This is a genomic window from Streptomyces griseus subsp. griseus (assembly GCF_000720255.1).
In the GTDB taxonomy this organism is placed as follows: Bacteria; Actinomycetota; Actinomycetes; order Streptomycetales; family Streptomycetaceae; genus Streptomyces; species Streptomyces griseus_I.
Map to the genome: position 1 here is coordinate 110,418 of NZ_JOJE01000009.1, position 23,511 is coordinate 133,928.

General features: G+C 70.9%; 23 protein-coding genes and 2 tRNA genes. 10 read left to right on the forward strand and 15 right to left on the reverse strand.

Translation table 11 applies throughout. From position 1 onward, the window contains the following. Window positions 1-68: 68 nt before the first annotated feature. From IG99_RS15225 to IG99_RS15250, 6 genes are all read right to left on the reverse strand, one after another. Window positions 69-1,316, reverse strand: coding sequence for an HD-GYP domain-containing protein (locus tag IG99_RS15225; RefSeq protein WP_037674155.1), 1,248 nt, complete (start codon window positions 1,314-1,316; stop codon window positions 69-71). Next, on the reverse strand, window positions 1,313-2,617 hold the full coding sequence (locus tag IG99_RS15230) for an HD-GYP domain-containing protein (RefSeq protein ID WP_037674157.1): 1,305 nt from the start codon (window positions 2,615-2,617) through the stop codon (window positions 1,313-1,315). The genes IG99_RS15225 and IG99_RS15230 overlap by 4 nt, the downstream gene beginning before the upstream one ends. Window positions 2,618-2,772: 155 nt before the next feature. Beyond that, on the reverse strand, window positions 2,773-3,084 hold the full coding sequence (gene rsrA / locus IG99_RS15235; protein WP_037674159.1) for a mycothiol system anti-sigma-R factor: 312 nt from the start codon (window positions 3,082-3,084) through the stop codon (window positions 2,773-2,775). After that, window positions 3,081-3,764 (reverse strand): RNA polymerase sigma factor SigR, encoded by a 684-nt coding sequence (gene sigR / locus IG99_RS15240; protein ID WP_037674162.1) that lies wholly within the window; start codon window positions 3,762-3,764, stop codon window positions 3,081-3,083. Before sigR ends, rsrA begins: the two co-directional genes overlap by 4 nt. Window positions 3,765-4,020: 256 nt before the next feature. After that, on the reverse strand, window positions 4,021-4,668 hold the full coding sequence (locus tag IG99_RS15245; RefSeq protein WP_107055938.1) for an alpha/beta hydrolase family protein: 648 nt from the start codon (window positions 4,666-4,668) through the stop codon (window positions 4,021-4,023). Window positions 4,669-4,759: 91 nt separating this feature from the next. Then, window positions 4,760-5,575, reverse strand: coding sequence for an SOS response-associated peptidase (locus IG99_RS15250; protein WP_037674165.1), 816 nt, complete (start codon window positions 5,573-5,575; stop codon window positions 4,760-4,762). Window positions 5,576-5,625: 50 nt separating this feature from the next. Between IG99_RS15250 and IG99_RS15255 the strand changes: the two genes are divergently transcribed. The 4 genes from IG99_RS15255 to IG99_RS15270 all read left to right on the forward strand — a co-directional run bounded on the left by IG99_RS15255 (window position 5,626) and on the right by IG99_RS15270 (window position 9,194). Next, window positions 5,626-6,348 (forward strand): M50 family metallopeptidase, encoded by a 723-nt coding sequence (locus IG99_RS15255; protein WP_037674167.1) that lies wholly within the window; start codon window positions 5,626-5,628, stop codon window positions 6,346-6,348. 62 nt (window positions 6,349-6,410) lie between these two features. Further along, the gene (aroA, locus tag IG99_RS15260; protein ID WP_037674169.1) at window positions 6,411-7,727 is read left to right on the forward strand and encodes a 3-phosphoshikimate 1-carboxyvinyltransferase; all 1,317 of its coding nucleotides are present in this window, start codon (window positions 6,411-6,413) and stop codon (window positions 7,725-7,727) included. 11 nt (window positions 7,728-7,738) lie between these two features. Next, window positions 7,739-8,749: a ribosome small subunit-dependent GTPase A gene (gene rsgA / locus IG99_RS15265; RefSeq protein ID WP_037674173.1), complete on the forward strand. Its 1,011-nt coding sequence runs from the start codon at window positions 7,739-7,741 to the stop codon at window positions 8,747-8,749. 121 nt (window positions 8,750-8,870) lie between these two features. After that, the gene (locus IG99_RS15270; RefSeq protein ID WP_037674175.1) at window positions 8,871-9,194 is read left to right on the forward strand and encodes a DMT family transporter; all 324 of its coding nucleotides are present in this window, start codon (window positions 8,871-8,873) and stop codon (window positions 9,192-9,194) included. 9 nt (window positions 9,195-9,203) lie between these two features. Here IG99_RS15270 and IG99_RS15275 read toward each other — a convergent pair whose 3' ends face one another. Continuing rightward, window positions 9,204-9,815, reverse strand: coding sequence for a TetR/AcrR family transcriptional regulator (locus tag IG99_RS15275; RefSeq protein WP_199815523.1), 612 nt, complete (start codon window positions 9,813-9,815; stop codon window positions 9,204-9,206). 277 nt (window positions 9,816-10,092) lie between these two features. Between IG99_RS15275 and hisN the strand changes: the two genes are divergently transcribed. From hisN to IG99_RS15290, 3 genes are all read left to right on the forward strand, one after another. Then, window positions 10,093-10,893 (forward strand): histidinol-phosphatase, encoded by an 801-nt coding sequence (hisN, locus tag IG99_RS15280; RefSeq protein ID WP_037674179.1) that lies wholly within the window; start codon window positions 10,093-10,095, stop codon window positions 10,891-10,893. 170 nt (window positions 10,894-11,063) lie between these two features. Beyond that, window positions 11,064-11,468 carry a CBS domain-containing protein gene (locus IG99_RS15285; RefSeq protein ID WP_037674180.1) on the forward strand — a complete coding sequence of 135 codons (405 nt, stop codon included), beginning with the start codon at window positions 11,064-11,066 and terminating at the stop codon, window positions 11,466-11,468. A gap of 103 nt (window positions 11,469-11,571) precedes the next feature. Further along, on the forward strand, window positions 11,572-11,991 hold the full coding sequence (locus IG99_RS15290) for a Fur family transcriptional regulator (protein ID WP_037674181.1): 420 nt from the start codon (window positions 11,572-11,574) through the stop codon (window positions 11,989-11,991). Between the two features lie 132 nt (window positions 11,992-12,123). Here IG99_RS15290 and IG99_RS15295 read toward each other — a convergent pair. The 4 genes from IG99_RS15295 to IG99_RS15310 all read right to left on the reverse strand — a co-directional run bounded on the left by IG99_RS15295 (window position 12,124) and on the right by IG99_RS15310 (window position 17,433). Further along, a tRNA-Met gene (locus IG99_RS15295) sits at window positions 12,124-12,197 on the reverse strand. 80 nt (window positions 12,198-12,277) lie between these two features. Next, window positions 12,278-14,110, reverse strand: coding sequence for a tetratricopeptide repeat protein (locus tag IG99_RS15300; protein WP_199815524.1), 1,833 nt, complete (start codon window positions 14,108-14,110; stop codon window positions 12,278-12,280). Between the two features lie 227 nt (window positions 14,111-14,337). Continuing rightward, window positions 14,338-14,411: transfer RNA gene (locus IG99_RS15305), tRNA-Met, on the reverse strand. A gap of 52 nt (window positions 14,412-14,463) precedes the next feature. Beyond that, complete coding sequence (locus tag IG99_RS15310) at window positions 14,464-17,433, reverse strand: UPF0182 family membrane protein (protein WP_051865436.1); 2,970 nt, start codon at window positions 17,431-17,433, stop codon at window positions 14,464-14,466. 164 nt (window positions 17,434-17,597) lie between these two features. Here IG99_RS15310 and IG99_RS15315 point away from each other — a divergent pair, with 164 nt between their 5' ends. Further along, complete coding sequence (locus IG99_RS15315; RefSeq protein WP_037674184.1) at window positions 17,598-18,143, forward strand: PPA1309 family protein; 546 nt, start codon at window positions 17,598-17,600, stop codon at window positions 18,141-18,143. 75 nt (window positions 18,144-18,218) lie between these two features. On the opposite strand, the gene IG99_RS15320 is transcribed toward IG99_RS15315, so the two are convergent. The 4 genes from IG99_RS15320 to IG99_RS15335 all read right to left on the reverse strand — a co-directional run bounded on the left by IG99_RS15320 (window position 18,219) and on the right by IG99_RS15335 (window position 21,288). Then, the gene (locus tag IG99_RS15320) at window positions 18,219-19,316 is read right to left on the reverse strand and encodes a YlbL family protein (RefSeq protein ID WP_037674185.1); all 1,098 of its coding nucleotides are present in this window, start codon (window positions 19,314-19,316) and stop codon (window positions 18,219-18,221) included. Between the two features lie 60 nt (window positions 19,317-19,376). Further along, window positions 19,377-19,598, reverse strand: a complete 222-nt coding sequence (locus IG99_RS15325; protein WP_158973188.1) for a hypothetical protein — start codon at window positions 19,596-19,598, stop codon at window positions 19,377-19,379. Window positions 19,599-19,672: 74 nt separating this feature from the next. Next, window positions 19,673-20,134 carry a molybdenum cofactor biosynthesis protein MoaE gene (locus IG99_RS15330; protein ID WP_037674188.1) on the reverse strand — a complete coding sequence of 154 codons (462 nt, stop codon included), beginning with the start codon at window positions 20,132-20,134 and terminating at the stop codon, window positions 19,673-19,675. 41 nt (window positions 20,135-20,175) lie between these two features. Beyond that, window positions 20,176-21,288, reverse strand: a complete 1,113-nt coding sequence (locus IG99_RS15335; RefSeq protein WP_037674191.1) for an SDR family oxidoreductase — start codon at window positions 21,286-21,288, stop codon at window positions 20,176-20,178. 192 nt (window positions 21,289-21,480) lie between these two features. On the opposite strand from IG99_RS15335, the gene IG99_RS15340 reads away from it, so the two are divergent. Next, the gene (locus IG99_RS15340; RefSeq protein ID WP_037674193.1) at window positions 21,481-22,917 is read left to right on the forward strand and encodes a zinc-dependent metalloprotease; all 1,437 of its coding nucleotides are present in this window, start codon (window positions 21,481-21,483) and stop codon (window positions 22,915-22,917) included. Further along, window positions 22,914-23,429 carry an NUDIX hydrolase gene (locus IG99_RS15345; RefSeq protein WP_037674197.1) on the forward strand — a complete coding sequence of 172 codons (516 nt, stop codon included), beginning with the start codon at window positions 22,914-22,916 and terminating at the stop codon, window positions 23,427-23,429. Before IG99_RS15340 ends, IG99_RS15345 begins: the two co-directional genes overlap by 4 nt. Window positions 23,430-23,511 lie beyond the last annotated feature (82 nt).

Sequence of the window (23,511 nt, forward strand, 5' to 3'; positions counted from 1 at the left end):
GCCCCCGGACACTCTCTCTCCTTCGCATCCAACCACGTACGGCTGGAAGGGCGCTCATTACCCATGGGTTACCCCACTCCGGGCAGGGTAAGACAGCCCCGCGCCAGAACGCGGGCCAGTGATTCCACGACCTCGGGCGCGTAGTCGTCGGCGGTTCCCAGCCGCAGTTCCTCCAGCGCCTTCAGGGGCCCGTCCGGCCCGGCGTCCCGCGCCTTCTCCTCGTAGGCGTTCACCGCCCGCACGATCCGCGCGGCGAGCGGCTGCTCCCGGCACGGGTCGGCCTGCCGCTCCACGACGACCGCGACCTGTGGGCTCACCCCGGTCTGCCGTACGACGGCCCCGCCCAGCAGCGCGATCCGCCGCTGCCGCTCCACGGGCAGCGCGGCCGTGGCACCCGCCGGTACCGGGTCCACGAGGCTGAGCTGGCCGATGTCGTGCATGAGTGCCGCGTACTCCAGCACGGTGAGTTCGGGCTCGGTGAGGCCCAGGTCCCGCCCGACGGCCTGGCTGAGGGCCGCGACCCGCAGGGCGTGCCCGGCCGGGGTGTACCCGGCGATCTCGGTGGCCCGGGCGAGGGAGGCGATGGTCTGCCGGTAGGTGGTCCGCACGGCGGCGTACCGGCGCAGGGACAGCTGGGTGAGCAGCAGCGGGAGCGAGAACACGGGCAGCGCCCACAGGCCCGCCACGGCCACCGCGAGCGCCATCACGGCGCCGGTGGCGCACACGGCCGACCCGATGCAGAGGGTGGAACGCAGCTCGTCCCGCAGCAGCGGACCGAAGGGCCAGCCGGTGCGGGCGTGGGCCAGCGCGGCGGCGAGGACGGCGTCGCACAGGACGGTGAGGGTGAGCAGCGCGAGCAGCAGCAGGGCGTGGGCGGGCCCGCTCCAGGCGGCCAACGTGCCGCTGTGGCAGAGGGGTTGGAAGCAGACGGCGGCGAATCCCACGGTGAGCACCCGCCGGGCCAGGTGGTCGAGCGTGGGACTGCGCCCGCGGGCGATGTGCGGCACGCTGCCGAGCAGGGACGCGGCGAACACGATGGTGACGGACTGGCAGACGCCGTGGTGGGTGTGGAGTCCGGCGTTCTCCCCGAGCAGCGCGTACGCCAGCGCCCCGGCCGCGCCGAGCGGCGCGATCTCCCGCAGCCCTGGCCCCCTCCACCGGGTGAGCTCTCCCACGGCGACGAGGGCTCCGAAGGCGAGGGCGAGAAAGCCCTCGTGGACGCCGGTGCGGAAGGTGACACAGAGGGAGGTGAGGGTGAGGACGGCGGCGGAGGTGTGGATGACGGGGAGGGAGAGGGGGCACCGGTGCCGGATCATGGCCTCGCTCCCGGCAGGCTGGAGACCTGCGGACGCTCCCCGGGCCGCGCGGGCTCGTCGGCCGTCACCGCGGGGTGCCAGCCGGACCGGCTCACGGCGCGCACGAGGGCGGCCACCATCCGGGGATCGAAGTGCGTCCCGGCGCACCGCTCCAGCTCCTCCAGCGCCGTGGGGACCGGCCGGGCCCTGCTGTACGACCGGTTGGAGGTCATCGCGTCGAACGCGTCCGCGACGGCGACGACCCGCGCGCACTCCGGGATCTGACCGCCCGCCAGCCCGTACGGGTACCCGCTGCCGTCCAGCCGCTCATGGTGGTGCAGCACCGCCGTCCGGGCCTCGCCGAGGAAGGAGATGCCGCGCACGATCTCGTGCCCGTACTCGGGATGCAGTTCGATCACGCGCCGCTCCTCGGGCGTCAGCGGCCCGTCCTTGCGCAGCAGCCGGGTGGGCACCCCCAGCTTTCCCACGTCGTGCAGGATCCCGGCGAAGCGCAGGACCTCCACCCGCTCCTCGTCCATGCCGAGTTCGCGCGCGATCAGCACGGACGCCTGACCGACCCGTTCGCTGTGCCCGCGGGTGTAGCCGTCCTTGATGTCGACGGCCTGCACCAGCGCCCGGATGGTGGCCCGGTGCGCGTCCCGCTCCCGGTGGTACTGGGCGTACACCCACCACGACACCCCCATCGGCAACAGCACGAGCAGCGCGGCGACGGGTCCGTAGGGGCTGCGCCACAGCACTGCCATCATCAGCCCGGCCGTGCCGTGCACCGCGACCGGCGCGAGCGACCGCGGGAGGAGTTCGCGCCAGGCCCGCCGCGCCGGCGCTTTCTCGGCCAGCGCGAGGATCCCGCCGTCCAGCAGGGCGAGCACCAGACAGAGCACCAGGACGGCCGCCCCGGCCGGGCCGAGGGCGTACGGGAAGTCGGAGGTGTCGACGGCGTCGCAGCCGTCGAGCGCCTCGTGGACGCCGGCCGCGGCCCACACGCCGAGGACCAGCCGGGCGGCGCGCCAGACGCGGCGCAGCAGGAAGGGCCGTCGCTCGACGTGGGAGAGCAGTGCCGCGGGTAGCGGGACGAACGCGGCGGCGGCCGGCGGCAGCAGGAAGACCGATGCGAGCAGCACGGGGTAGAAGGTGCCGGCGAAGCGCCTGCGGGCGACCTGTTCGCAGCCGGCGTACAGCGCGGCGAGCGCGAGGACCACCCACGCGTGCGTACGCGCCGTCGGCGGGGGCAGCAGACAGAGGAGCGCGACAAGGCCGATGGCGATGACGTACACGCGTGCTCGTGCCGGAACCGCCTCCATTGTCGCCCCTCCCCCGGCATGACGGTGCCCTACCAGGCTGGGAGCCTAGGGCGGCCAAGGGGAGGCGCGCGGGCGTATCACCCGCGGATTACTACGTTCGGGTGACGGCCGGGTTCGATGAACGCAGCGGCCGTCGGCCGGCCGTGCTCCGGGAGTCAGGACTCCCGCGGGGCGACGGGCGCGGCCGTCACGTCGTGCTCGGGCACGGCCTGGCCGGAGCGGATCAGCTCGATCCGCCCCATGACCTTGGCCCGCAGATCGGTCGGCACGTCGTCGTGCCCGCAGCAGCGCTTGACCAGCTTCTTCACGGCCTGCTCCAGGCCGTACTTCTCGAGGCACGGCGAGCATTCCTCGAAGTGGTGCTGGAACTTGTCGCGGTCGACGTCCGGCATCTCGCTGTCGAGGAACTCGTAGAGGTGGTCGAGGACCTCACCGCAGTCCGTCTCGTGCGGGTCTCCGCAGCTCATGAGCCCGAACCTTTCACTTCGTTCGACTCTCCGGCGCCCGCCGGGACCAGGCCGCGCTCACGGGCGTAGTCCTCGAGCATTCCGCGCAGTTGACGGCGGCCCCGGTGCAGCCGGGACATCACCGTACCGATGGGTGTCCCCATGATGTCCGCGATCTCCTTGTACGCAAAGCCCTCGACGTCCGCGAGATAGACGGCGATGCGGAACTCCTCGGGGATCGCCTGGAGTGCTTCCTTCACGTCCGAGTCGGGCAGGTGGTCGAGCGCCTGCGACTCGGCGGAGCGCAGACCCGTCGACATGTGCGACTCGGCACGGGCGAGCTGCCAGTCCTCGATCTCCTCGGCCGCGCTGCGCTGGGGTTCGCGCTGCTTCTTGCGGTACGAGTTGATGAACGTGTTCGTGAGGATCCGATACAGCCACGCCTTGAGGTTGGTGCCCTCACGGAACTGGTGGAAGGACGCGTACGCCTTGGCGTACGTCTCCTGCACCAGGTCCTCGGCGTCGGCCGGGTTGCGCGTCATGCGCAGCGCGGCCGAGTACATCTGGTCGAGGAATTCGAGCGCGTCCCGTTCGAAGCGCGCGCTGCGCTCCGTGTTCGACTCCGCGCTGTCGCCCCGGCCCTCGGGCAGCTCCGCCTGGCCGTTGTCGGTCCCTGCGTCGGTCCCAGTGACCGGACCCACCTCCTCAAGATTCCTCGTGGCACCGAAACCGGCCCCACTCGAATCGGAGGATAGAACACGATCCGCCCCGGCCGCCGCCCGAATAGGGGCGGTCTTGGCCGCGTGCAGCACCGTCCAGTCCAGGTCGGCGCGGCTGCTGCGGCTCGGGCAGATGGTCGAACCCATGCGGCGGACTCCCTTTCGTACGACGTCGGCGCTGGTCTGCCAGCACTTCTGTTCGCCTCAACAGTGGTCGGCCGCCCGGCATTCCCGTCGTCTACGCGAGTGACGAGGCCCACCCTGCGACACCGGCGGTGATGATCTCCAGGGCGCGGTCCTGTCCGATGTCCGCCCGCTTCGGCACGGCGAAGCCGTGATCGCCGTACGGCACCTCGATCAGTTCGTAGGTCCCCCCGGGGAACTCCTCCGGCTTGCCGAAGGGGTCGTTGCCGCCCTGTACGACGAGGGTCGGGACGCCCGCGCCGAGCAGTTCGCCGGCGCGGGACTTCTCCGGCTTGCCCGGTGGGTGCAGGGGGAAGCTGAGGGCGAGGACGGCGTGCGCGCCGAGCTCGGTGGCGGTGCGGCAGGCCACCCGGGCGCCCGCGCTGCGCCCGCCCGAGATGACGGGAAGTCCCGCCCCGGCGAGCGCGGGCCAGATCCCGCGCCATCCGACGTCCAGCGTCTTCGGGGCGGGCGCGAGCTTCTTCCCGGCGACCCGCCAGGGCTGTTCGACGAGGGCGACGGTCACGCCGTGCCCGGGCAGCTCGGCCGCCAGCGCCCGCAGGTCGCGTGCCTCGATGCCACCGCCGGCACCGTGGCTCACCGCGAGGACGAGCCGGGCGTTCTTCGCCGGGTGCCAGGTGATGCGGGCGGGGCCGGCATCGGTCTCGACGGTCTCGCTGGTCACGTCGGTCTTGCTGGTCACGTCGGTCTCGCTGGTCACGTCGGTCTTGCTGGTCACGTCGGTCTTGCTGGTCGCTTTCGCCACGCCAGTCACATCGCTCACGTCCGTCACATCAGAAGAGTGTGCCCTCTTCCGGTCCCTCCAGCTCCTTCAGCAACTCCGGCCCGTTGTTGCGGACGTTGCTGACGGCGGTCGTCACCGGGTACGCCCGCATCAGCCCCTCGGGCGGCGGGGCGAGCAGCTCGCGCAGGTCGTCCGGGTCCGTGCGGGCCGGGTCGAGCCAGGTGTCCCAGCGGTCCGGCGTCAGCATCAGCGGCATGCGGGGGTGGATGTCGGCCAGGGCGTGCGGCCCCTGCGCGGGTGCCACCGCGAGCGGGGTCCTCTCGGCCTCCGTGGTGATCACGGAGCACGTCACCCACCACGCCTGGGGATGGTCGTCGGGCAGCGTGCGGTCCCGCCAGAACTCGTACAGACCGGCCATCGCGAACACGGACCCGTCGGCCGGGAGCACGAAGTACGGCTGCTTGCGCGGCCGCTTCTTCTTCCCCTCGACCTCCAGGTCCCGCTCCTGGGCGCCGGTGACCCACTCGTAGTAGCCGTCGGCGGGGATGATGCAGCGCCGGGAGGTGAAGGCACGGCGGTAGGACGGCTTCTCGTGGACCGTCTCGGCGCGCGCGTTGATCATCCGGGCGGCGCCCTCGGGGGTCTTCGACCAGGACGGGACCAGCCCCCACTTCAGCTTCCGCAGCTGGCGAACCGGGCGCTTGTCGTCGGCGTCCTTCACAGGACGGTCCAGGACCGCGTACACCTCCTTGGTCGGAGCCACGTTGTAGTCGGGCGCCAGGGTCTCCTCCGGCTCCCACTTCTCGATCTCGAAGACTCCTGCGAGATCCTCGGGCCCACGACTGGCCGCATACCGTCCGCACATACGTGCCACACTGCCAGACTCCGCACGACGAGAGGGAGCCACCGCGAAACATGGACAGCACCGCCGTCACCGCGCTGCCCGACCTGTGGGACCGTCTCGTCGGCACCCAGCACGACCCCGACCTGTGGGTGGTGCTGGCCACCATGGCCGCCGCGCTCGCCATAGTCGTCCCGCACAACGTGTGGCGCCTCTCCCGCAACGCCATCACCATCGCCCACGAGGGCGGCCACGGCCTGGTCGCGCTGCTCACCGGCCGCACCCTGACCGGCATACGCCTGCACTCCGACACCAGCGGCCTCACCGTCAGCCGCGGCAAGCCGCACGGCATCGGGATGATCCTCACCGCCGCCGCCGGCTACACCGCTCCTCCGCTGCTCGGCCTGGGCGGCGCGGCCCTGCTCGCGGCCGGTCACATCACGCTCCTGCTGTGGCTCGCGACCGCCCTCCTGGTGGCGATGCTGGTGATGATCCGCAACGCCTACGGCGCGCTGACCGTCGTCCTCACGGGCGGCGTCTTCCTCCTGGTCTCATGGCTGACCGGCCCCCAGGTCCAGGCCGCCTTCGCCTACGCGGTGGTGTGGTTCCTCCTGCTGGGGGGAGTACGCCCGGCGTTCGAGCTCCAGGCGAAGAGGTCGAGGGGAGGAGCGGGCGATTCCGACGCGGACCAGCTCGGTCGGCTGACACACACACCGGCGGGGCTGTGGCTGTTCCTGTTCCACGCCGTGTCGCTGTGCTCGTTGATAGGCGGAGGGCGTTGGCTGCTGGAGGTGTGACCAGCCCCGACGGACCCGCGGCCGAACGACGGCCAGGAGCGCCCCCTACTAAAGTGGGCCCCATGGCCGTTAACCCCGCGCAAACCGCCCTCTGGCCCGCCCCGCACGCGAGCGGAGCCGTCGACGCGACGGTCCACGTGCCCGGGTCCAAGTCGGTCACCAACCGCGCCCTCGTCCTCGCCGCCCTCGCCTCCGAACCCGGCTGGCTGCGCCGCCCCCTCCGCTCCCGCGACACGCTCCTGATGGCGGGCGCCCTGCGGGCCATGGGTGTGGAGATCGAGGAAGGCGTCGGCCCCGACGGCACCGGCGAGGCCTGGCGCGTCATCCCCGCGGGCCTGCGCGGCCCGGCCGCCGTCGACGTCGGCAACGCCGGCACGGTGATGCGCTTCCTGCCGCCGGTCGCCGCGCTGGCCGACGGCCCCATCCGCTTCGACGGCGACCCGAGGTCGTACGAGCGCCCCCTGAACGGCGTCATCGACGCGCTGCGTGTCCTGGGTGCCCGGATCGACGACGACGGCCGGGGCGCACTGCCGCTGACCGTGCACGGCGGCGGTGCGCTGGAGGGCGGTCCGGTCGAGGTCGACGCGTCCTCGTCGTCGCAGTTCGTGAGCGCCCTGCTGCTGTCGGGCCCGCGTTTCAACCAGGGTGTCGAGGTCCGTCACACCGGCTCGACGCTGCCGTCGATGCCGCACATCCGGATGACGGTGGACATGCTGCGCGCGGTCGGCGCCCAGGTGGACACGCCGGAGTCGGGCGGCGAGCGGAACGTCTGGCGGGTCACGCCGGGCGCGCTGCTCGGCCGGGACCTGACGATCGAGCCGGACCTCTCCAACGCCCAGCCGTTCCTGGCGGCGGCGCTGGTCACGGGTGGCAAGGTGCTCATCCCGGACTGGCCGGCGCGGACGACCCAGCCGGGTGACAGGCTGCGGGAGATCTTCACCGAAATGGGCGGTTCCTGCATGCTGACGGAGTACGGACTGGAGTTCCGCGGTTCGGGCGCGATCCACGGCATCGACGTGGACCTCGGGGACGTGGGCGAGCTGACGCCCGGTGTCGCGGCGGTCGCCGCCCTCGCGGACTCCCCCTCCACCCTGCGGGGCGTGGCCCATCTGCGCCTGCACGAGACGGACCGTCTGGCCGCGCTCACCAAGGAGATCAACGAGCTCGGCGGTGACATCACCGAGACGGCCGACGGTCTGCACATCCGCCCGCGCCCCCTGCACGGTGGCGTCTTCCACACCTACGAGGACCACCGCATGGCGACGGCCGGCGCGATCATCGGCCTGGCGGTCGACGGGGTGCGGATCGAGAACGTGGCGACGACGGCGAAGACCCTGCCGGACTTCCCCGAGCTGTGGACCGGGATGCTCGGGGCCTAGGGACTTCCGCCATGCGCCGCTACGGCAAGCACACCGACGAGGACGACATCCGCAGCCGCCCGAACCGCAAGGGCAACCGACCACGTACGCACATCCGCCCCAAGCACGAGGACGCGGCCGGGGGCATGGTCCTCACCGTCGACCGGGGCCGTCTGACCTGTCTGGTCGAGGACCGGATCGTGCTGGCGATGAAGGCCCGTGAGCTGGGCCGCAAGGCCGCGGTGGTCGGCGACCGGGTGGCCCTCGTCGGTGACCTGTCAGGAAAGAAGGACACCCTCGCCCGGATCGTCCGCATCGAGGAACGCTCGTCGGTGCTGCGCCGCACGGCGGACGACGACGATCCGTACGAGCGGGTGGTGGTCGCCAACGCCGACCAGCTGGCGATCGTCACGGCCCTGGCCGACCCGGAGCCCCGCCCCCGGCTGATCGACCGCTGCCTGGTCGCGGCCTTCGACGGTGGCCTGGAGCCGCTGCTGGTCCTGACCAAGTCGGACCTGGCGTCGCCCGACAAGCTGCTCGAGCTGTACGGCGACCTGGACATCCCGTACGTCGTCACCAGCCGTGCGGAGCTGGAGAACGGTGACGTGGCGGACCGGGCGCGCGAGCTCCTCGACGGCCGTACGACGGCGTTCGTGGGGCACTCCGGCGTGGGCAAGACGACCCTGGTGAACGCGCTGGTCCCGGTGGACCGCCGCCGTACGACGGGCCACGTCAACGCGGTGACGGGCCGCGGCCGGCACACCACGACGTCGGCGTTGGCGCTGCCCCTGTCGGGCACGGACAGCTGGGTGATCGACACGCCGGGTGTACGGTCCTTCGGCCTGGCCCACGTCGACCCGTCCCGGGTCATCCACGCCTTCCCCGACCTCGAAGCGGGCACTGAGGGCTGCCCGCGAGCGTGCAGTCACGACGAGCCTGACTGCGCGCTGGACGAGTGGGTCGCCGAGGGTCACGCGGACCCGGCCAGGCTGTACTCCCTGCGCCGGCTGCTGGCGACGAGGGAGCGCAAGGAAGGCGACTGACCTCCGCGTTGTTTGTCTTGCCCCAGGTCCGGTAAGGGCATAATCGCACCGGGTCGGATCCAAAGCCCGCCCCGGCACGACGAAGCGGTCACCGGACGTGAACGGTACGGGAGGACAGCACATGGCGTGGCTGCTGGTCATAGTGGCCGGGTTGCTCGAAACGGGCTTCGCCGTCTGTCTGAAACTCTCGCACGGCTTCACGCGGCTCTGGCCCACCGTCGCCTTCAGCATCTTCGCGCTCGGCAGCTTCGGCCTGCTGACCCTGGCCCTGCGGAAACTCGACGTGGGCCCCGCCTACGCCGTGTGGACCGGCATCGGCGCGGCGGGCACCGCGATCTACGGCATGGTCTTCCTCGGCGACCTGGTGTCGACGCTGAAGATCGTCTCGATCAGCCTGGTCGTCGTCGGTGTGATCGGGCTCCAGCTGTCGGGGTCCTCGCACTGACCCCGCCGCTCAGACCGGCTGGCGGTGCAGCGCGCCGCGTACGAGGTCCGCGACCCCGCCCTCGCCGGGCGGTGCCGCCACACAGGACAGCGCGAGGCGGACGGCGAGTTCGCAGGAGCGGGCCAGGTCCCCGGTGTCCGGCCTGGCCACGGCTCCGGGCCCGGTGAGCACCGCCACGGCCCGGTCGCGGACCATCGCCACGAAGTCCGCGGGCGAGGGCAGCGGACCGTCCGCCCGCCGCTGCGCCGGTACGGCCGAGGAGGACGGCACGCCGGTGAGGGCCGGCGTGGGCAGGCGCTCGTTCCAGGAGCCGGTGAGCATGGCCCGTACGAGCACGTTGTCGCGGGCGGCCGACGCGGTCCACTCGGCGGTCGCGGTCAGCCGCTCCCGGGCGTCGGCCGGCGTGGTGAGCGCGCGCTCGACGCCCGCGAGATAGCTGTCGGCCTCCCTGCGGACGAGCGCCCGGGCGAGCCCCTCCTTGCTGCCGAACTCGTTGTACAGCGTCTGCCGGGACACTCCGGCCGCCGCGGCGACGTCCACCATCCGCACGGTGGACCACGAACGGCGCTCCAGTGACGCGAAAGCGGCGTCCAACAAGGACTCCCGCGCTGCAGGCATCATCGCCTCCCCGGGGCGAGCGGCTCTGCGCCCAGATTTGACGCGTACGGAGGCACTGTCAAGGGTTCGCGAGCGCATCGGTGGGTGCCAACAGGCGGGCGCGCGCGGGAAGTCGAGGGGTGGTACATCGTCGGCACACCTGCCCGGCCGCACCGTGGGCATGCATCCCACGGACACCTTTCCCACAGCGCTTGTCACGAGGAGCGCGCGCCCCGCACCCTCGTGGAACAGCCCGGCCCCCCGTAGCCCCTCCTCGCCTTCGGCAGATACCGTTCCCTACATGCCGGACTACCTCGACGACCTCCGCTTCGCGCACGTTCTCGCGGACGCCGCGGACGCCGCCACCATGGACCGCTTCAAGGCCCTCGACCTCAAGGTGGAGACCAAACCGGACCTGACTCCGGTGAGCGAGGCGGACAAGGCGGCGGAGGAGCTCATCCGCGGCCATCTGCATCGGGCGCGGCCCCGGGACGCGATCCTCGGCGAGGAGTACGGCGTCGAGGGCAGCGGTCCGCGCCGGTGGGTCATCGACCCGATCGACGGCACGAAGAACTACGTTCGCGGCGTTCCCGTGTGGGCCACCCTCATCGCCCTGATGGAGGCGGGAGAGGGTGGCTACCACCCCGTCGTCGGCCTGGTCTCCGCCCCTGCCCTGAACCGCCGCTGGTGGGCCGCCAAGGGGCACGGCGCCTTCGGTGGCCGCAGCCTGTCCAACGCGAGCCGTCTGCACGTCTCCCGCGTCTCGCAGCTCGCGGACGCCTCCTTCGCGTACTCCTCGCTGAGCGGCTGGGAGGAGCAGGGCCGGCTGGACGGCTTCCTCGACCTGACCCGCCAGGTGTGGCGCACGCGCGCGTACGGCGACTTCTGGCCGTACATGATGGTCGCCGAAGGGTCCGTCGACGTGTGCGCCGAGCCCGAGCTGTCGCTGTGGGACATGGCGGCGAACGCGATCATCGTCACGGAGGCCGGCGGTTCCTTCACCGGTCTCGACGGCCGTCCGGGCCCGCACAGCGGCAACGCGGCCGCGTCGAACGGTCTGCTGCATCACGAGCTGCTGGGGTATCTCGGCCGGAGCGCGTGAGCGGCACGGCGCGCCAAGTACGAAGAACGGGATGAGCGTGCGCGCCCTCCGCCGGCTGCGCACGCCCTCTTGTTGACCTCCGCTTTACCTGCCAATCTGAGGGGACCCTCACTTGTGAACTTGTGAACCCCTGAACGACATCAGGGGTTCCAGGAGGTGACTCGGAACCCATGCTCGTCCGCGACGCCATGAGCACAGTTGTCCTGACCATCGGACCCGCCCACACCCTCCGCCAGGCCGCCGCCCTGATGTCCGCCCGCCGGGTGGGCGCGGCTGTGGTCCTCGACCCCGATGCCGGCGGGATCGGCATCCTCACCGAACGCGACATCCTCAACTCCGTGGGCCTCGGACAGAACCCGGACACGGAACGCACCCATGCCCACACCACCAACGACGTCGTGTTCGCCACCCCGTCCTGGACGCTGGAGGAGGCCGCGCACGCCATGGCCCACGGCGGATTCCGCCACCTCATCGTCCTGGACGGCGGCGAACCGGCGGGCATCGTCTCCGTCCGCGACATCATCCGCTGCTGGGCACCGGCGCGACAGCACGCGCCGTTGCTTCACGCGCCTTGACCAGAGCCAAGCCCGTCGCACATTAGACACCATCCAAATCAGGGGCTGATCCAAAGTCACACCCATTCGGATTCTTGTCCCTCTGGCTGTTAGGCTGGATGGCATGAGTGACCTTCTGGAACGGCTGCGCGGACGCGGTTGGCGCATGACCGCGCAGCGACGCGTCGTGGCCGAGGTCCTCGACGGCGAACACGTCCACCTGACGGCCGACGAGGTCCACACAAGGGCTGTCGCCAAGCTGCCCGAGATCTCCCGGGCGACCGTCTACAACACGCTGGGTGAGCTGGTCTCCCTCGGCGAGGTGCTCGAGGTCGCCACGGACAAGCGCGCGAAGCGGTACGACCCCAACGCCCACCGTCCTCACCACCACCTGGTCTGCGCCCAGTGCGGCGCGATCCGCGACGTCCACCCCGACGGCAACCCGCTGGCCGACCTCCCCGACTCCGAACGCTTCGGCTTCACCGTCTCGGACGTCGAGGTCACCTACCGCGGCATCTGCCCGACCTGCGCGGTGGCGGCATAACCCGCCCCCACCGAAGAGCCCCGGCACCCACTCATGGGTACCGGGGCTTCTCTTTGCTCACCGGCCCATACACCGAGGGAGCGCATACACCGAGGGCCGGAACCCTTTTGGATTCCGGCCCTCGGCCTTCAGTAGCGGGGACAGGATTTGAACCTGCGACCTCTGGGTTATGAGCCCAGCGAGCTACCGAGCTGCTCCACCCCGCGTCGATGAATGCAACACTACGTGAGGGGCGCACCGAGAAGCAAATCGATGGGAACGCAGGACGGGTGGGCCGCGCCACAGTTCATGCCGACAGCTCCTCCCGCAGGGCGTCCCGCAACCTCGCCGCCCGTTCCGCGACCTCCGCCGGTCCCAGCCCCACCGCCCGGTCGGCCCAGCGCTGCCCTTCCGCCAGCTCACCCCGACGCGCGTAGACCAGGGCCAGCCGCAACGCCGCCCGCCCATGACCCGCGTCGGCCGCCCGCGTCCACCACACGGCCGCCTCCGGCTCGCTCCCCTCCCGAGCCAACAGCAGCCCCAGATTGAACGCCCCGTTCCGCGACCCCGCCTCGGCCGCCTCCCGGTACCACCGCGCCGCCTCCACGACATCACCCCGCGCGGCGGCCAGCATCCCCACCCGCACCTGCGCCCGCCGGTGACCCTGGGACGCCGCCCGCTCGTACCACTCCTCACACTCGGTCTTCTCGTGCGCCGACTCCCCGAGCTCGTGCGCGGACGTCGGCGGCCGTCGCGCGTCCAGCACGGTCGCCAGCCGGTACGCCGCCTCCGCGCTGCCGCCCCCCGCCGCACACCGCAGATGCCGCTCCGCCTCCTGCTCGTCCCCGCCCCGCAGCCGGGCCATCCCGACCTGGAGCGCCGCCTCGGTGTGCCCAGCGGCCGCCGCCCGCTCGTACCAGCCCAGCGCGGCCTCCTCCTCGCCCCGCCCGGCGTGGAGGATCCCCAGGTTGAAGGCCGCGTCGACGCTGCCCGCCTCCGCCGCCTTGGAGAACCACGGCTCGGCACCGGCGGTGTCCCCGCCCTGGAGCAGCAGGATCGCCAGCGCGTTCGCCGCCTCCCGGTGCCCGGCGTAGGCCGCGCGCCGGTACCACTGCTCGGCCTGCGCGGTGCGGCCCTGCTCGGCGCAGAGCAGCCCGAGGTTGTACGCGCCGTTCACGTCACCCGCGTCCATCGCGGCCCGGTACCACCGCTCCGCCGTCTGCGTCTCGCCCCGCTCGGCGTGCAGCGCGCCCAGCGCGTTCGCCGCGTTGCCGTCGCCGTCCTGCGCGGCCCGCAGCCACCACACGGCGGCGCTCTCCGCGTCCCCCGCGTCCCGCAGCAGGAACCCGAGCGCACAGGCGGCCCGCGCCTCCCCGTCCTTGGCCGAGGTCAGGTACCAGCGCCCCGCCTCCTTCAGCGCCCCGCGCTTCTCCAGGATCGCCCCGAGGTGCAGCGCGGCACGTCTGTGCCCGCGCGCCGCGGCCTGCCGGTACCACTGCTCGGCATCGTCGCCGTGGCCGCCGTCCTCGGACCCCGCCCCGTCCACGCGCCCCGCCCTGCGGTCGAGCGCGCGCGCCAGCCGGTAGGCCGCCTCCCGGTGTCCCCGCTCGGCGGCGGCACGCATCCACCGCTCGGCCTGTCCGTCCCCGCGGTGCTCCAGGAGGTCGGCGAGCGCGTACGCGCCGAGCGCGTGTTCCTGCTCGGCGGACTGGCGCAGCCAGTACTCGGCGGCCGGCTCGTCCCCGCGCTCACGGTGGTGCCGGCCGAGCGCGTGCGCGGCCGCGGCGGAACCGGCGACGGCGGCGACCCGCCACCACCCGGCGGCCTCGTCGGCGTAGCCGCGCTGGTGGAGGAGGACTCCCAGGTTGTTGGCGGCGGCCCGGTCACCGGCTGCGGTGGCGGCACGCAGATGGGGTTCGGCTCCGTCGAGGTCACCGCGGCGCAGCAGCATGCTTCCCAGGACGCTCATCGCCTCGACGTCGCCGGCCTCCGCCGCGAGCCGCTGACGAACCTCCTCGGCTGCTTCCTCAGCCACCTCTTCGGCGGTCTGTCCGGTTTCGTCCCGGATTTCTTCCCGCATGGAAGGCTGCACAAATCGCCCTGTCTCGAACAGAGTTGCCTTGTCCCCCATAACGTCCATCGTCGCACCACCTGCAACCTGGGTACACCTCGTATACCGCAGCCAGTGAGGTCACTTCAGCGTTTTGTCGACATGCCCACAGAGAGACAAGTCAAACACAGTTCGCCCAACTCCCCACCGCGGCACGACCGTCCCCTGCTCGGTTTGTGCGTTCGCACACCACAAAGGCCCGGATCCTCTGGAGGATCCGGGCCTTTGCTGTCGCACGACGTCGTCGTCGACTTCAGTAGCGGGGACAGGATTTGAACCTGCGACCTCTGGGTTATGAGCCCAGCGAGCTACCGAGCTGCTCCACCCCGCGCCGTTGTGTTTCAACCGTACCACGGCGCGGGGTGGGCTCTTGACCAGCTCGATCAGCCGCTGGGACTACTGCTCGGCTTACCGCTGGGCGTGGCGCTCGGTTTGCCGCTGGGCGTGGCGCTCGGACTCGGGCTGCTGGTGCCCTTGTTGCCGCTGCCGCCCTTCTTGCCGGCCTCGGCCTGCGCGTCCTCGGCCCTCTGCAGCGCGTCCTCGAGGTCCTTCTGCGCCTTGCCGTACGCCTCCCAGTCCTTGGCCTCCAGAGCCTTCTGGCCGTCGTCGAAGGCCTTCTGGGCGTCGTTCAGCGCGTCCTGGACCGTCGGGTTGTCCGACGTCGGCGGTGGCGTCGTACCGCCCTTGTCCGGTGGCTCGGGAGTCGCGCCCTCCGCTCCGAAGACCTTGTTGAGGGCCTCGTCGAGCGTGTCCTCGAAGGCGGTGGTGCCGCCGTACGTCACCAACACCTTCCGCAGCAGCGGGTATTTGAGTCCACCGCCGCGTACGTAGACCGGCTCCACGTAGAGCAGTCCTCCGTCGAGTGGCACGGTCAGCAGGTTGCCGTACTCGATGTCGGAGTCGCCGCCCTTCAGCAGCCTGATGGACTCGGCGATGTCCTGTTCGGAGTTGAACTGGCTCTGGACCTGTTTGGGTCCGTCGACGGTCGTACTGGTTGGCAGTTTCAGGATTCTGATCTTGCCGTAGTCGCCGGTGCCCGCTTCCGCGTCGACCGACATGAACGCGCTGAGGTTGTCCCGGCCGTTCGGCGTGAACGTCGTCGTCAGCGAGAACGCCTGCTTCGTCTGGTCGGGCATCTTCATGCTCAGGTAGTACGGCGGCACCGCGTTGCCCGACTTGTTGGTCGGGTCGTCCGGCACCTGCCACACCTCGCTGCCGCTGAGGAACGTCGTCGCGTCCTTCACGTGGTAGCGGGAGAGCAGTTCACGCTGGACCTTGAACAGGTCCTGCGGATACCGCAGATGATCCATCAGGGACTGCGAGATGTCCGCCTTGGACTTCACCGTGCCCGGGAATGCCTTCATCCAGGTCTTCAGGACCGGGTCCTTGGTGTCCCACTGGTAGAGCTTGACATCGCCGGTGTACGCGTCGACGGTCGCCTTCACCGAGTTGCGGATGTAGTTGACCTGGTTCTGCTGGGCCACCACCGCACGCGAGTTGTTGGTCGCGGTCAGCGAGTCGGCCGTGGTGTCACCGAGGGTCGTACGGGAGGCGTAGGGATAGCCGTTGGTCGTGGTGTAGGCGTCCACGATCCACTGGATCTTGCCGTCCACGACCGCCGGGTAGGCGTCTCCGTCGATGGTCAGCCACGGGGCGACCGCCTCGACGCGCTCCTTCGGCGTGCGGTTGTACAGGATCCGCGAACCCTCGCCGATGGCACCGGAGTACATGATCTGCGGCTCGCCGAACGCCACCGCGTACGCGGCCCGGTTGACCGGGTTGGAGAGGTTGACCCCGCTCTTGCCCGTATAGGTGGTGGTCTTCTCGCCGTCGTCGTCGGAGTAGTCGATCTCCTTCTGCGGACCGCCGACGATCGAGTACGTCGTGGTCTTCTCGCCGTAGTAGATCCGCTGCTGGTACCTCGGGAGGTTGCCCTTGGACGGCAGGTCGGACTCGGTGAAGACCGGGCGGCCCTCGGCGTCGGCGGTGGTGCCCTTGGCGGCGACCACGCCGTAACCGTGCGTGTAGCGGAAGTGGTTGTTGATCCAGTTCTGCTTGTCGACGCCGGCGAGGTTCAGCTCGCGCAGACCGATGACGGTGTCCTGGTCCTGGCCGTCCTTGCTGTAGCGGTCGACGTCCAGGTTGTTCGGGAACGCGTAGTACTTCCGCATCTGCTGGAGCTGCTGGAAGGTCGGCGAGACGATGTTCGGGTCCATGATGCGGATGCTCGCCGTGGCGTCGACGTCGTCCCGCAGCTTGGTCTTGTCCTCGGCGTTGCCCTTGCCCGAGTAATCGGTGACCTTGGCGCCGTCGATGCCGTACGCCTCACGCGTCGCCTTGAGGTTCTTCTCGACGTACGGCGCTTCCTTGGCCTGCTCGTTGGGCTGTACCTGGAACTTCTGCACGATCGCCGGGTAGAGCCCGCCGATCAGTATCGCGGAGAGCACCATGAGACCGAAGCCGATCACGGGCAGCTGCCAGGTGCGCCGCCAGAGGGTGGCGAAGAACAGCAGGGCGCAGATGACGGCGATGCAGAACAGGATCGTCTTGGCCGGCAGATAGGCGTTGGCGTCCACGTACCGCAGGCCGGTCCAGTTGTCCGTCGCCTTGAAGTCGCTGGACTTGACCGCGAGGCCGTACCGGTCGAGCCAGTACGCGACCGCCTTCAGGGCGACGAAGACGCCCAGCAGCACCGACAGGTGCCCGGTGGCCGCGGCGGTGGCACGCGCGCCGGGGCTGGTGATGCGCAGCCCGCCGTAGAGGTAGTGGGTGAGCGCGGCGGCGATCACCGACAGGATCGCGGCGGCGAAGCCGAAGCCGAGCAGGAACCGGTACCAGGGCAGGTCGAAGGCGTAGAAGGAGACGTCGAGGTGGAACTGCGGGTCCTTCTGTCCGAAGGAGACGCCGTTGACCCACATCAGCCAGGTCCGCCACTGGCCCGACGCCGAGGCGCCGGCGATCAGGCCCACCAGGGCGGTGATCCCGAGCAGCAGCCACTTCTTGTAGGGCGCGATGCCCATGCGGTAGCGGTCGAGATTCTGCTGCTCCATCGACATCGCGCTCAGCGGCGGGCGCAACCGGTGGGCCAGCCAGATGTTGAATCCCACGGCGAGGGCCATCAGCAGACCGAAGACGAAGAAGAGCCCGATCTTGGTCCACAGCGTGGTGGTGAAGACCGAGGAGTACTTCACCGAGCGGTACCAGAGCCAGTCCGTCCAGAAACCCGCGAACATCGTGAACGCCATACCGAGAACGGCAAGGACGCCCAGCGTCATCAGCAGGGTCCGGACACGCCGGGACGGGCGTCCCACTCTCATCCGCGGCCCTGTCGGGCCTCCGCCGCGGTCCGGCATCTGGAAAGCCAAGGTGCGCACCTCGAAGTTCGCTGTCGATTCGTCAGGCCCGCGTGTTCGTGGACCGTACGTGGCCCCCCGTGACAGTGGGCCCACACCTATGCAACTTACTCACCGTTTACTCGGTTCCCGATTCCGGGTGGGAACGAGGCAGGATTGTGACCATGTCCAACACTCCCATGGCAGCGAGCCCGCTCACCCAGGCCGTACTCGAGATCGACGAGTACGCCTCCGGCCTCGGCTGGGACCAGCCCGCCCGCCTCTTCGCCCTCGTCGACACCGCACGGCTGCGGGTCCAGGAACCCGCTCTCGCGACCCAGCTCGGCCTGGGTGAGGACGAGCAGCAGACCACCGCTCTCACCCCGATCGAGCAGGACGAGGTTCCAACGGACAAGGCGCTCGACGAATTCCTGGGCACCATCGCCTGGCCCGACGCGGTGGCCGGCTGCGCCCTCACCGTGGAGCGTCTGATGCTGCCGCCGTCCGCCGAGGCACAGGTTCCCCAGGGCCTCGACGAGGCGAAGCTCGCGAAGTGGGTCGCCGAGCACCCCGACCGTCAGGAGGTCCGCATGACGGTCGCGGTCCTGCGCGACGGCACGCGCGAGTCGGCCCTGCGGCTGCGCGAGAAGGACACCCCCACGGAGGTCCTCACCGGCTCCGACCTGGTACCTGGCCTCGCGGAGGCACTGGCGGCGACCTTCGACGACTGAGGCCTGCGGGTACGGCGACGGGGGGCGCCCCTCACCGTGAGGAGCGCCCCCCGTCGCCGCATCGGGGTCTGCCGGTCAGCCCTTGGTCGTGCACTTCGGCAGGTCGGCGGTGTCGCCGGCGCGGATGTCCTTGAGGGCGCCGAGAGCGTCCTCGATCGTGTTCACCTTGACCAGCCGGAGCCCCTCGGGGGTGTCCCTGGCGGCGGAGGCGCAGTTGTCGGCGGGCGTGAGGAAGTACTGGGCGCCCTTGTCGCGAGCGCCGACGGTCTTCATCTCGATGCCGCCGATCGGTCCGACCTTGCCGTCGTCGTCGATCGTGCCGGTGCCCGCGACGAACGTGCCGCCGGTGAGGCTGCCCGGGGTGAGCTTGTCGTAGATCCCGAGCGCGAACATCAGACCGGCGCTCGGCCCGCCGACGTCGGCCAGCTTGATGTCGATCGTGAACGGGAACGTGTGGTCGGTCCCGGCGGAGATGCCCACGATGGCGCGCTTGGCGCCTTCGTCGTTCGAGGTCGTGGTGGTGATCGTCACTTTCTCGGTCCGGGTGGGCGTCTTGTGCTCCTTCTCCGCGGCCGCCTGTTCCTTGGCCGGCACGATCGTGAAGACGACGTCCTCACCGGGCTTGTGCTTGGTCACCAGCTTGGCGACGTCGTCGGGCACCTTCACCGCGGTGCCGTTCACCGCCTTGATCACGTCTCCCGCGTGCAGCTTGCCCTCGGCCGGGGTCGCCTTGCCGACGGTGGAGACGATCACCCAGGACTTCACCGGCACGTGCAGCTCCTTCAGGGCGGCGACCTTCGCGCTCTCCTGGGACTGGCTGAACTCCTCGGCGTTCTCCTGGGTGGACTGCTCCTCGGTCTTGCCGTCCGGGTAGAGGGTGTCGTGCGGCACGACCTTGTTGTCGTGCGCGAGCCACCCGTAGACGGCCTCGACGAGGTTCATCCGGTAGTCGGCGCTGGTGACCCGCACGGTGGTCATGTTGAGGTGACCGCTCGTCGCGTAAATCTTGCGCCCGGAGATCTGCAGCACCGGCTCGCCGTCGTGATCGCCGAGGGTGTTCACCGTCGGCCCCGGGGACATCTCCGAGTACGGCACGGGGATGAACACTCCCGCGCACAGGAGCGCGATCAGCATCAGGGTGGAGGCGAGCATCGTCGCGGTGCGGCGTGGCATGTGTCGACAGTACGGGACGCTCCTGTCAGCGCACCGTCAGGGCCGCCCCCTCCCGGCACGTCACGTGCCCGAGTGGGGCTTCTCCATGGCGGCACGGAAACGGGCGTACCCGTCGAGCTCAGGACCGTCGCCGCGGGACTTGCGGGTCCGGTTGGCCCAACTCCCCCACATACCGGCGCCGATCGCAGCCACCAGCGGAATCAGCAACCAGGCGAGCGCCGCCATGCCGACCTCCCAACCCCGATTGAGCGACCGCAACTGACTGATCAGCAGATTAACCATCCGCACTGACAACGCTCATGCCAGGGGTGCGGTTACGCAACCTGAGGCGGCGCTCAGGAGGCTTGAGGCGGCGCTCAGCAGGCGCCCACCCACTCCTCCGTACCGTCAGAGAACGTCTGGTGCTTCCAGATGGGCACCTCGTGCTTGAGGTCGTCGATCAGCTTCCGGCACGCCTCGAAGGCCTCGCCCCGGTGCGGGCACGACACGCCGACGACGACCGCGAGGTCACCGACCCGCAGATCCCCCACCCGGTGCACGGCCGCCAGCGCCCGCACCGGGTACTCGGCGGCCACCTTCTCCGCGATCCGCCGCATCTCGGCCTCGGCACTGGGATGGCACGAATACCCGAGCCGGTCGACATCGGCACCCCCGTCGTGGTTCCGCACGGTGCCCACGAACAGCGCGGTCCCCCCGGCGGCGTCGTCCCCGACGGCCCGCATGACCTCGTCCACGGACAGAGCCGTCTCCCGGATCCCGATCAGCTTGATCGGCTCCTCGGCGGGCCGCTCACCCGGATGATCACTACTGGATGCCATGCCCCCATCGTGCCGCACGCGCGCGTGAAGCAGAAAGAGACCTAGATCCTCCGCCGCGCCTTGCGGGCCCTGCGCACCACGGCCGCCGCTCCCAGCAGCGCGACCGTCGCGCCCGCGGCGCCCGCGGCTGTCGCGTCCTTGCGTCCCAGGCGCCGCCCGGCGACCGTGTGGCGCCCGGACACCTCGTCCAGCAGTTCCGCGAGGACCTCCTCGTTGGTCCACTGCGGCCGCCACCCCGCGTCGTGCAGCCGGCTGCCGCTCACCACCCAGGGGTACATCGTGTACGCCAGGTCCCCCGCCGGAGACGGCGTGAGCCCGATGCGGTGCAGCCGGGCCGCCGCGCCCAGCGCGACGGCCGAGGGCAGCTCCATCCTGCGGATCCCGCTGAGCTCCTCGACCTCCTCCTGCTCCAGCCACCCGTCGCACCCGACGGCCAGCTCCCCCTCGACCTTCTCCAGGACGGCGTACTCCAGAGCACCGCACAGGTCTTCGACATGGCAGAACTGCCAGGCCGGCCGCGACCCGGCCACGACCAGCAGCCGAGGCGACTCGAAGTACCTGGTCAGGGCCGTGTCCGTGCCCCCGACCAGCACCGACGGCCGCACCACGGTGACATTGAGCCCGGGGTGCGCCCGAGGAGCCCGCCGCGCGAGCCGCTCGATCTCCAGCAGGTCCCCGACCCCGGTCGCCTCGGCGGTCGCCCGCAGCTCCGCGTCCTCGGACAGCGGCAGCTCGTTGTCCGGCAGCGCCCCGTAGACCATCGCGGACGTGCACAGCACCACGCGGTGCACCCCGGCCGCCGCCGCGGCGGTCAGCACGGTCTGCGTCCCCCGTACGTTGTAGGCCGTCCGGGCGGAAGCGTCGGAGCCCAGGTCCAGGTCGAGCGCCAGGTGCACCACGACGTCCGCGCCGCGCAACTTCTCCGCGATCGCCGGATCCCTCACGTCGAGGATGTGCCACTGCGCGGCCGCGCACTCCCCCCTGCGCTCGTCGATGGCGATGACCTGCTTGACCTCGTCCGACGCGGCGAGCCGCTCGGTCAGCAGTGCGCCGACACCGGTCGCGGCACCAGTGACCGCGACGACGGGCCCGCGCATGGCCGGACTGGTCGGCTCGTTTCGCGCTGCGCGAACCTGTGGATCTGGGGAACTCACCGGGCGTCTCCAGCGGTTGTCTTCAGTACGAGCGCGAGTGACGCGTACGTACCAGGTGGCATCCATCCTGCCGCAGGCCGTGACTCGGCGAAGCACCGAGGCCCGAACGGCTCGTGGTGTCTACGCTGGGTGGTGTTGTCGGGCAGTCGCGCCGTCGGAGAGAACCGGCGGCCTTACCAGCCGAGGATTCCCGTGAGTGACACCCCATTCGGATTCGGCCTTCCGCCGGAGGAGCCGGACGACGGCGACGAGGGCAAGAAGAAGGACCAGGAGAGCGGTGGTGGTCAGGGACCGGCCAACCCGTTCGGTTTCGGGCTCGGAGCCGGGGGCTTCGGTGGCCCCGGCGCGGACAACCCGCTCGCCGCCATGTTCGGTTCCCTGAACCCCAACGACCTGGGCGCCGCGTTCCAGCAGCTGGGCCAGATGCTCTCCTACGAGGGCGGCCCGGTGAACTGGGACATGGCCAAACAGATCGCACGCCAGACGGTCTCCCAGGGGACCGCCGACGGCACCAAGGACGCCAGTGTCGGCCCCTCCGAGCGCACCGCGGTCCAGGAGGCCGTGCGCCTGGCCGACCTGTGGCTGGACGACGCGACGTCGTTGCCGTCGGGTGCCGGCTCCGCGGTGGCGTGGAGCCGCGCGGAGTGGGTCGAGGCGACCCTGCCCGCCTGGAAGGAGCTCGTCGACCCGGTCGCCGAGCGCGTCGGCGCGGCCATGGGCGACGTCCTGCCGGAGGAGATGCAGGCCATGGCCGGCCCGCTGATCGGCATGATGCGCTCGATGGGCGGCGCCATGTTCGGCACGCAGATCGGCCAGGCCGTCGGCGTCCTCGCGGGTGAGGTCGTCGGTTCGACCGACATCGGCCTGCCGCTCGGTCCGGCCGGGAAAGCCGCGCTGCTCCCCGTGAACATCGAGGCGTTCGGCAAGGACCTCGGCGTGTCGCAGGAGGAGGTGCGGCTCTACCTCGCCCTGCGGGAGGCCGCCCACCAGCGCCTGTTCGCGCATGTGCCGTGGCTGCGTTCGCACCTGTTCGGCGCGGTCGAGGGGTACGCGCGCGGGATCAAGGTGGACACGGCCAAGCTGGAGGACGTCGTCGGCCAGTTCGACCCGCAGAACCCCGAGCAGCTGCAGGACGCGCTCCAGCAGGGCATGTTCCAGCCGGAGGACACGCCCGAGCAGAAGGCCGCACTGGCCCGTCTGGAGACGGCCCTGGCCCTCGTCGAGGGCTGGGTGGACGCGGTGGTCCACGCGGCCGCGAAGCCGCGCCTGGCGTCGGCGGACGCGCTGCGTGAGACGCTGCGCCGCCGTCGCGCCTCGGGCGGTCCGGCGGAGCAGACGTTCGCCACGCTGATCGGTCTGGAACTGCGCCCGCGCCGGCTGCGCGACGCCTCCCGTCTGTGGGCGTCCCTCACGGACGCGCGCGGTGTCGACGGCCGTGACGGCCTGTGGGCCCACCCGGACATGCTTCCTACGGCGTCCGACCTGGACGACCCGGACGGCTTCGTCCACCGCGAGCAGCTGGACTTCTCCGAGCTGGACAAGATGCTCGGCGAGGCGGCGGACAAGCCCGACCTGAAGAAGAAGGACAAGGGCCACGAGGGCGAGAACAAGGGCGACGACGCCGAGTGAGCCTGTACGACGACACGGTCCTCGTGCTGAAGGGCTACGAGGACCAGGAACAGCTGCGCCAGACCTATCTGGACCACCTGGCCGAGCACCCCGACGGCATGTGGAAGGCCTGTGCGGACGGACACATCACGGCCAGCGCCCTGGTGGTCGACCCCGAGCGGGGCCGGGTTCTGCTGACCCTCCACAAGAAGCTGCGGATGTGGCTGCAGATGGGCGGCCACTGCGAGCCGGACGACCCCACGCTCGCCTCGGCGGCCCTTCGTGAGGGCACGGAGGAGTCGGGCATCCCCGGGCTGGCCCTGCTGCCGGGCGGCCCGGTGCGGCTCGACCGGCATCTGACGCCCTGCGCGTGGCACCTCGACGTCCAGTACGCGGCCCTCGCCCCGGCCGGCGCGGTCGAGGCCATCAGCGACGAGTCCCTGGACCTGCGCTGGTTCGCCTACGACGAGGTGAAGGACGTGGCGGACGACTCGGTCGTACGCCTGCTGGAAGCGACGCGGGCCAGACTCTGAACGCAGTCGACCCGCGCCCCGAAAGGGGCGCGGGGAACTGCGCGACCGACCACGCACGACCCGCTGCCGGCTGACGGCCGGC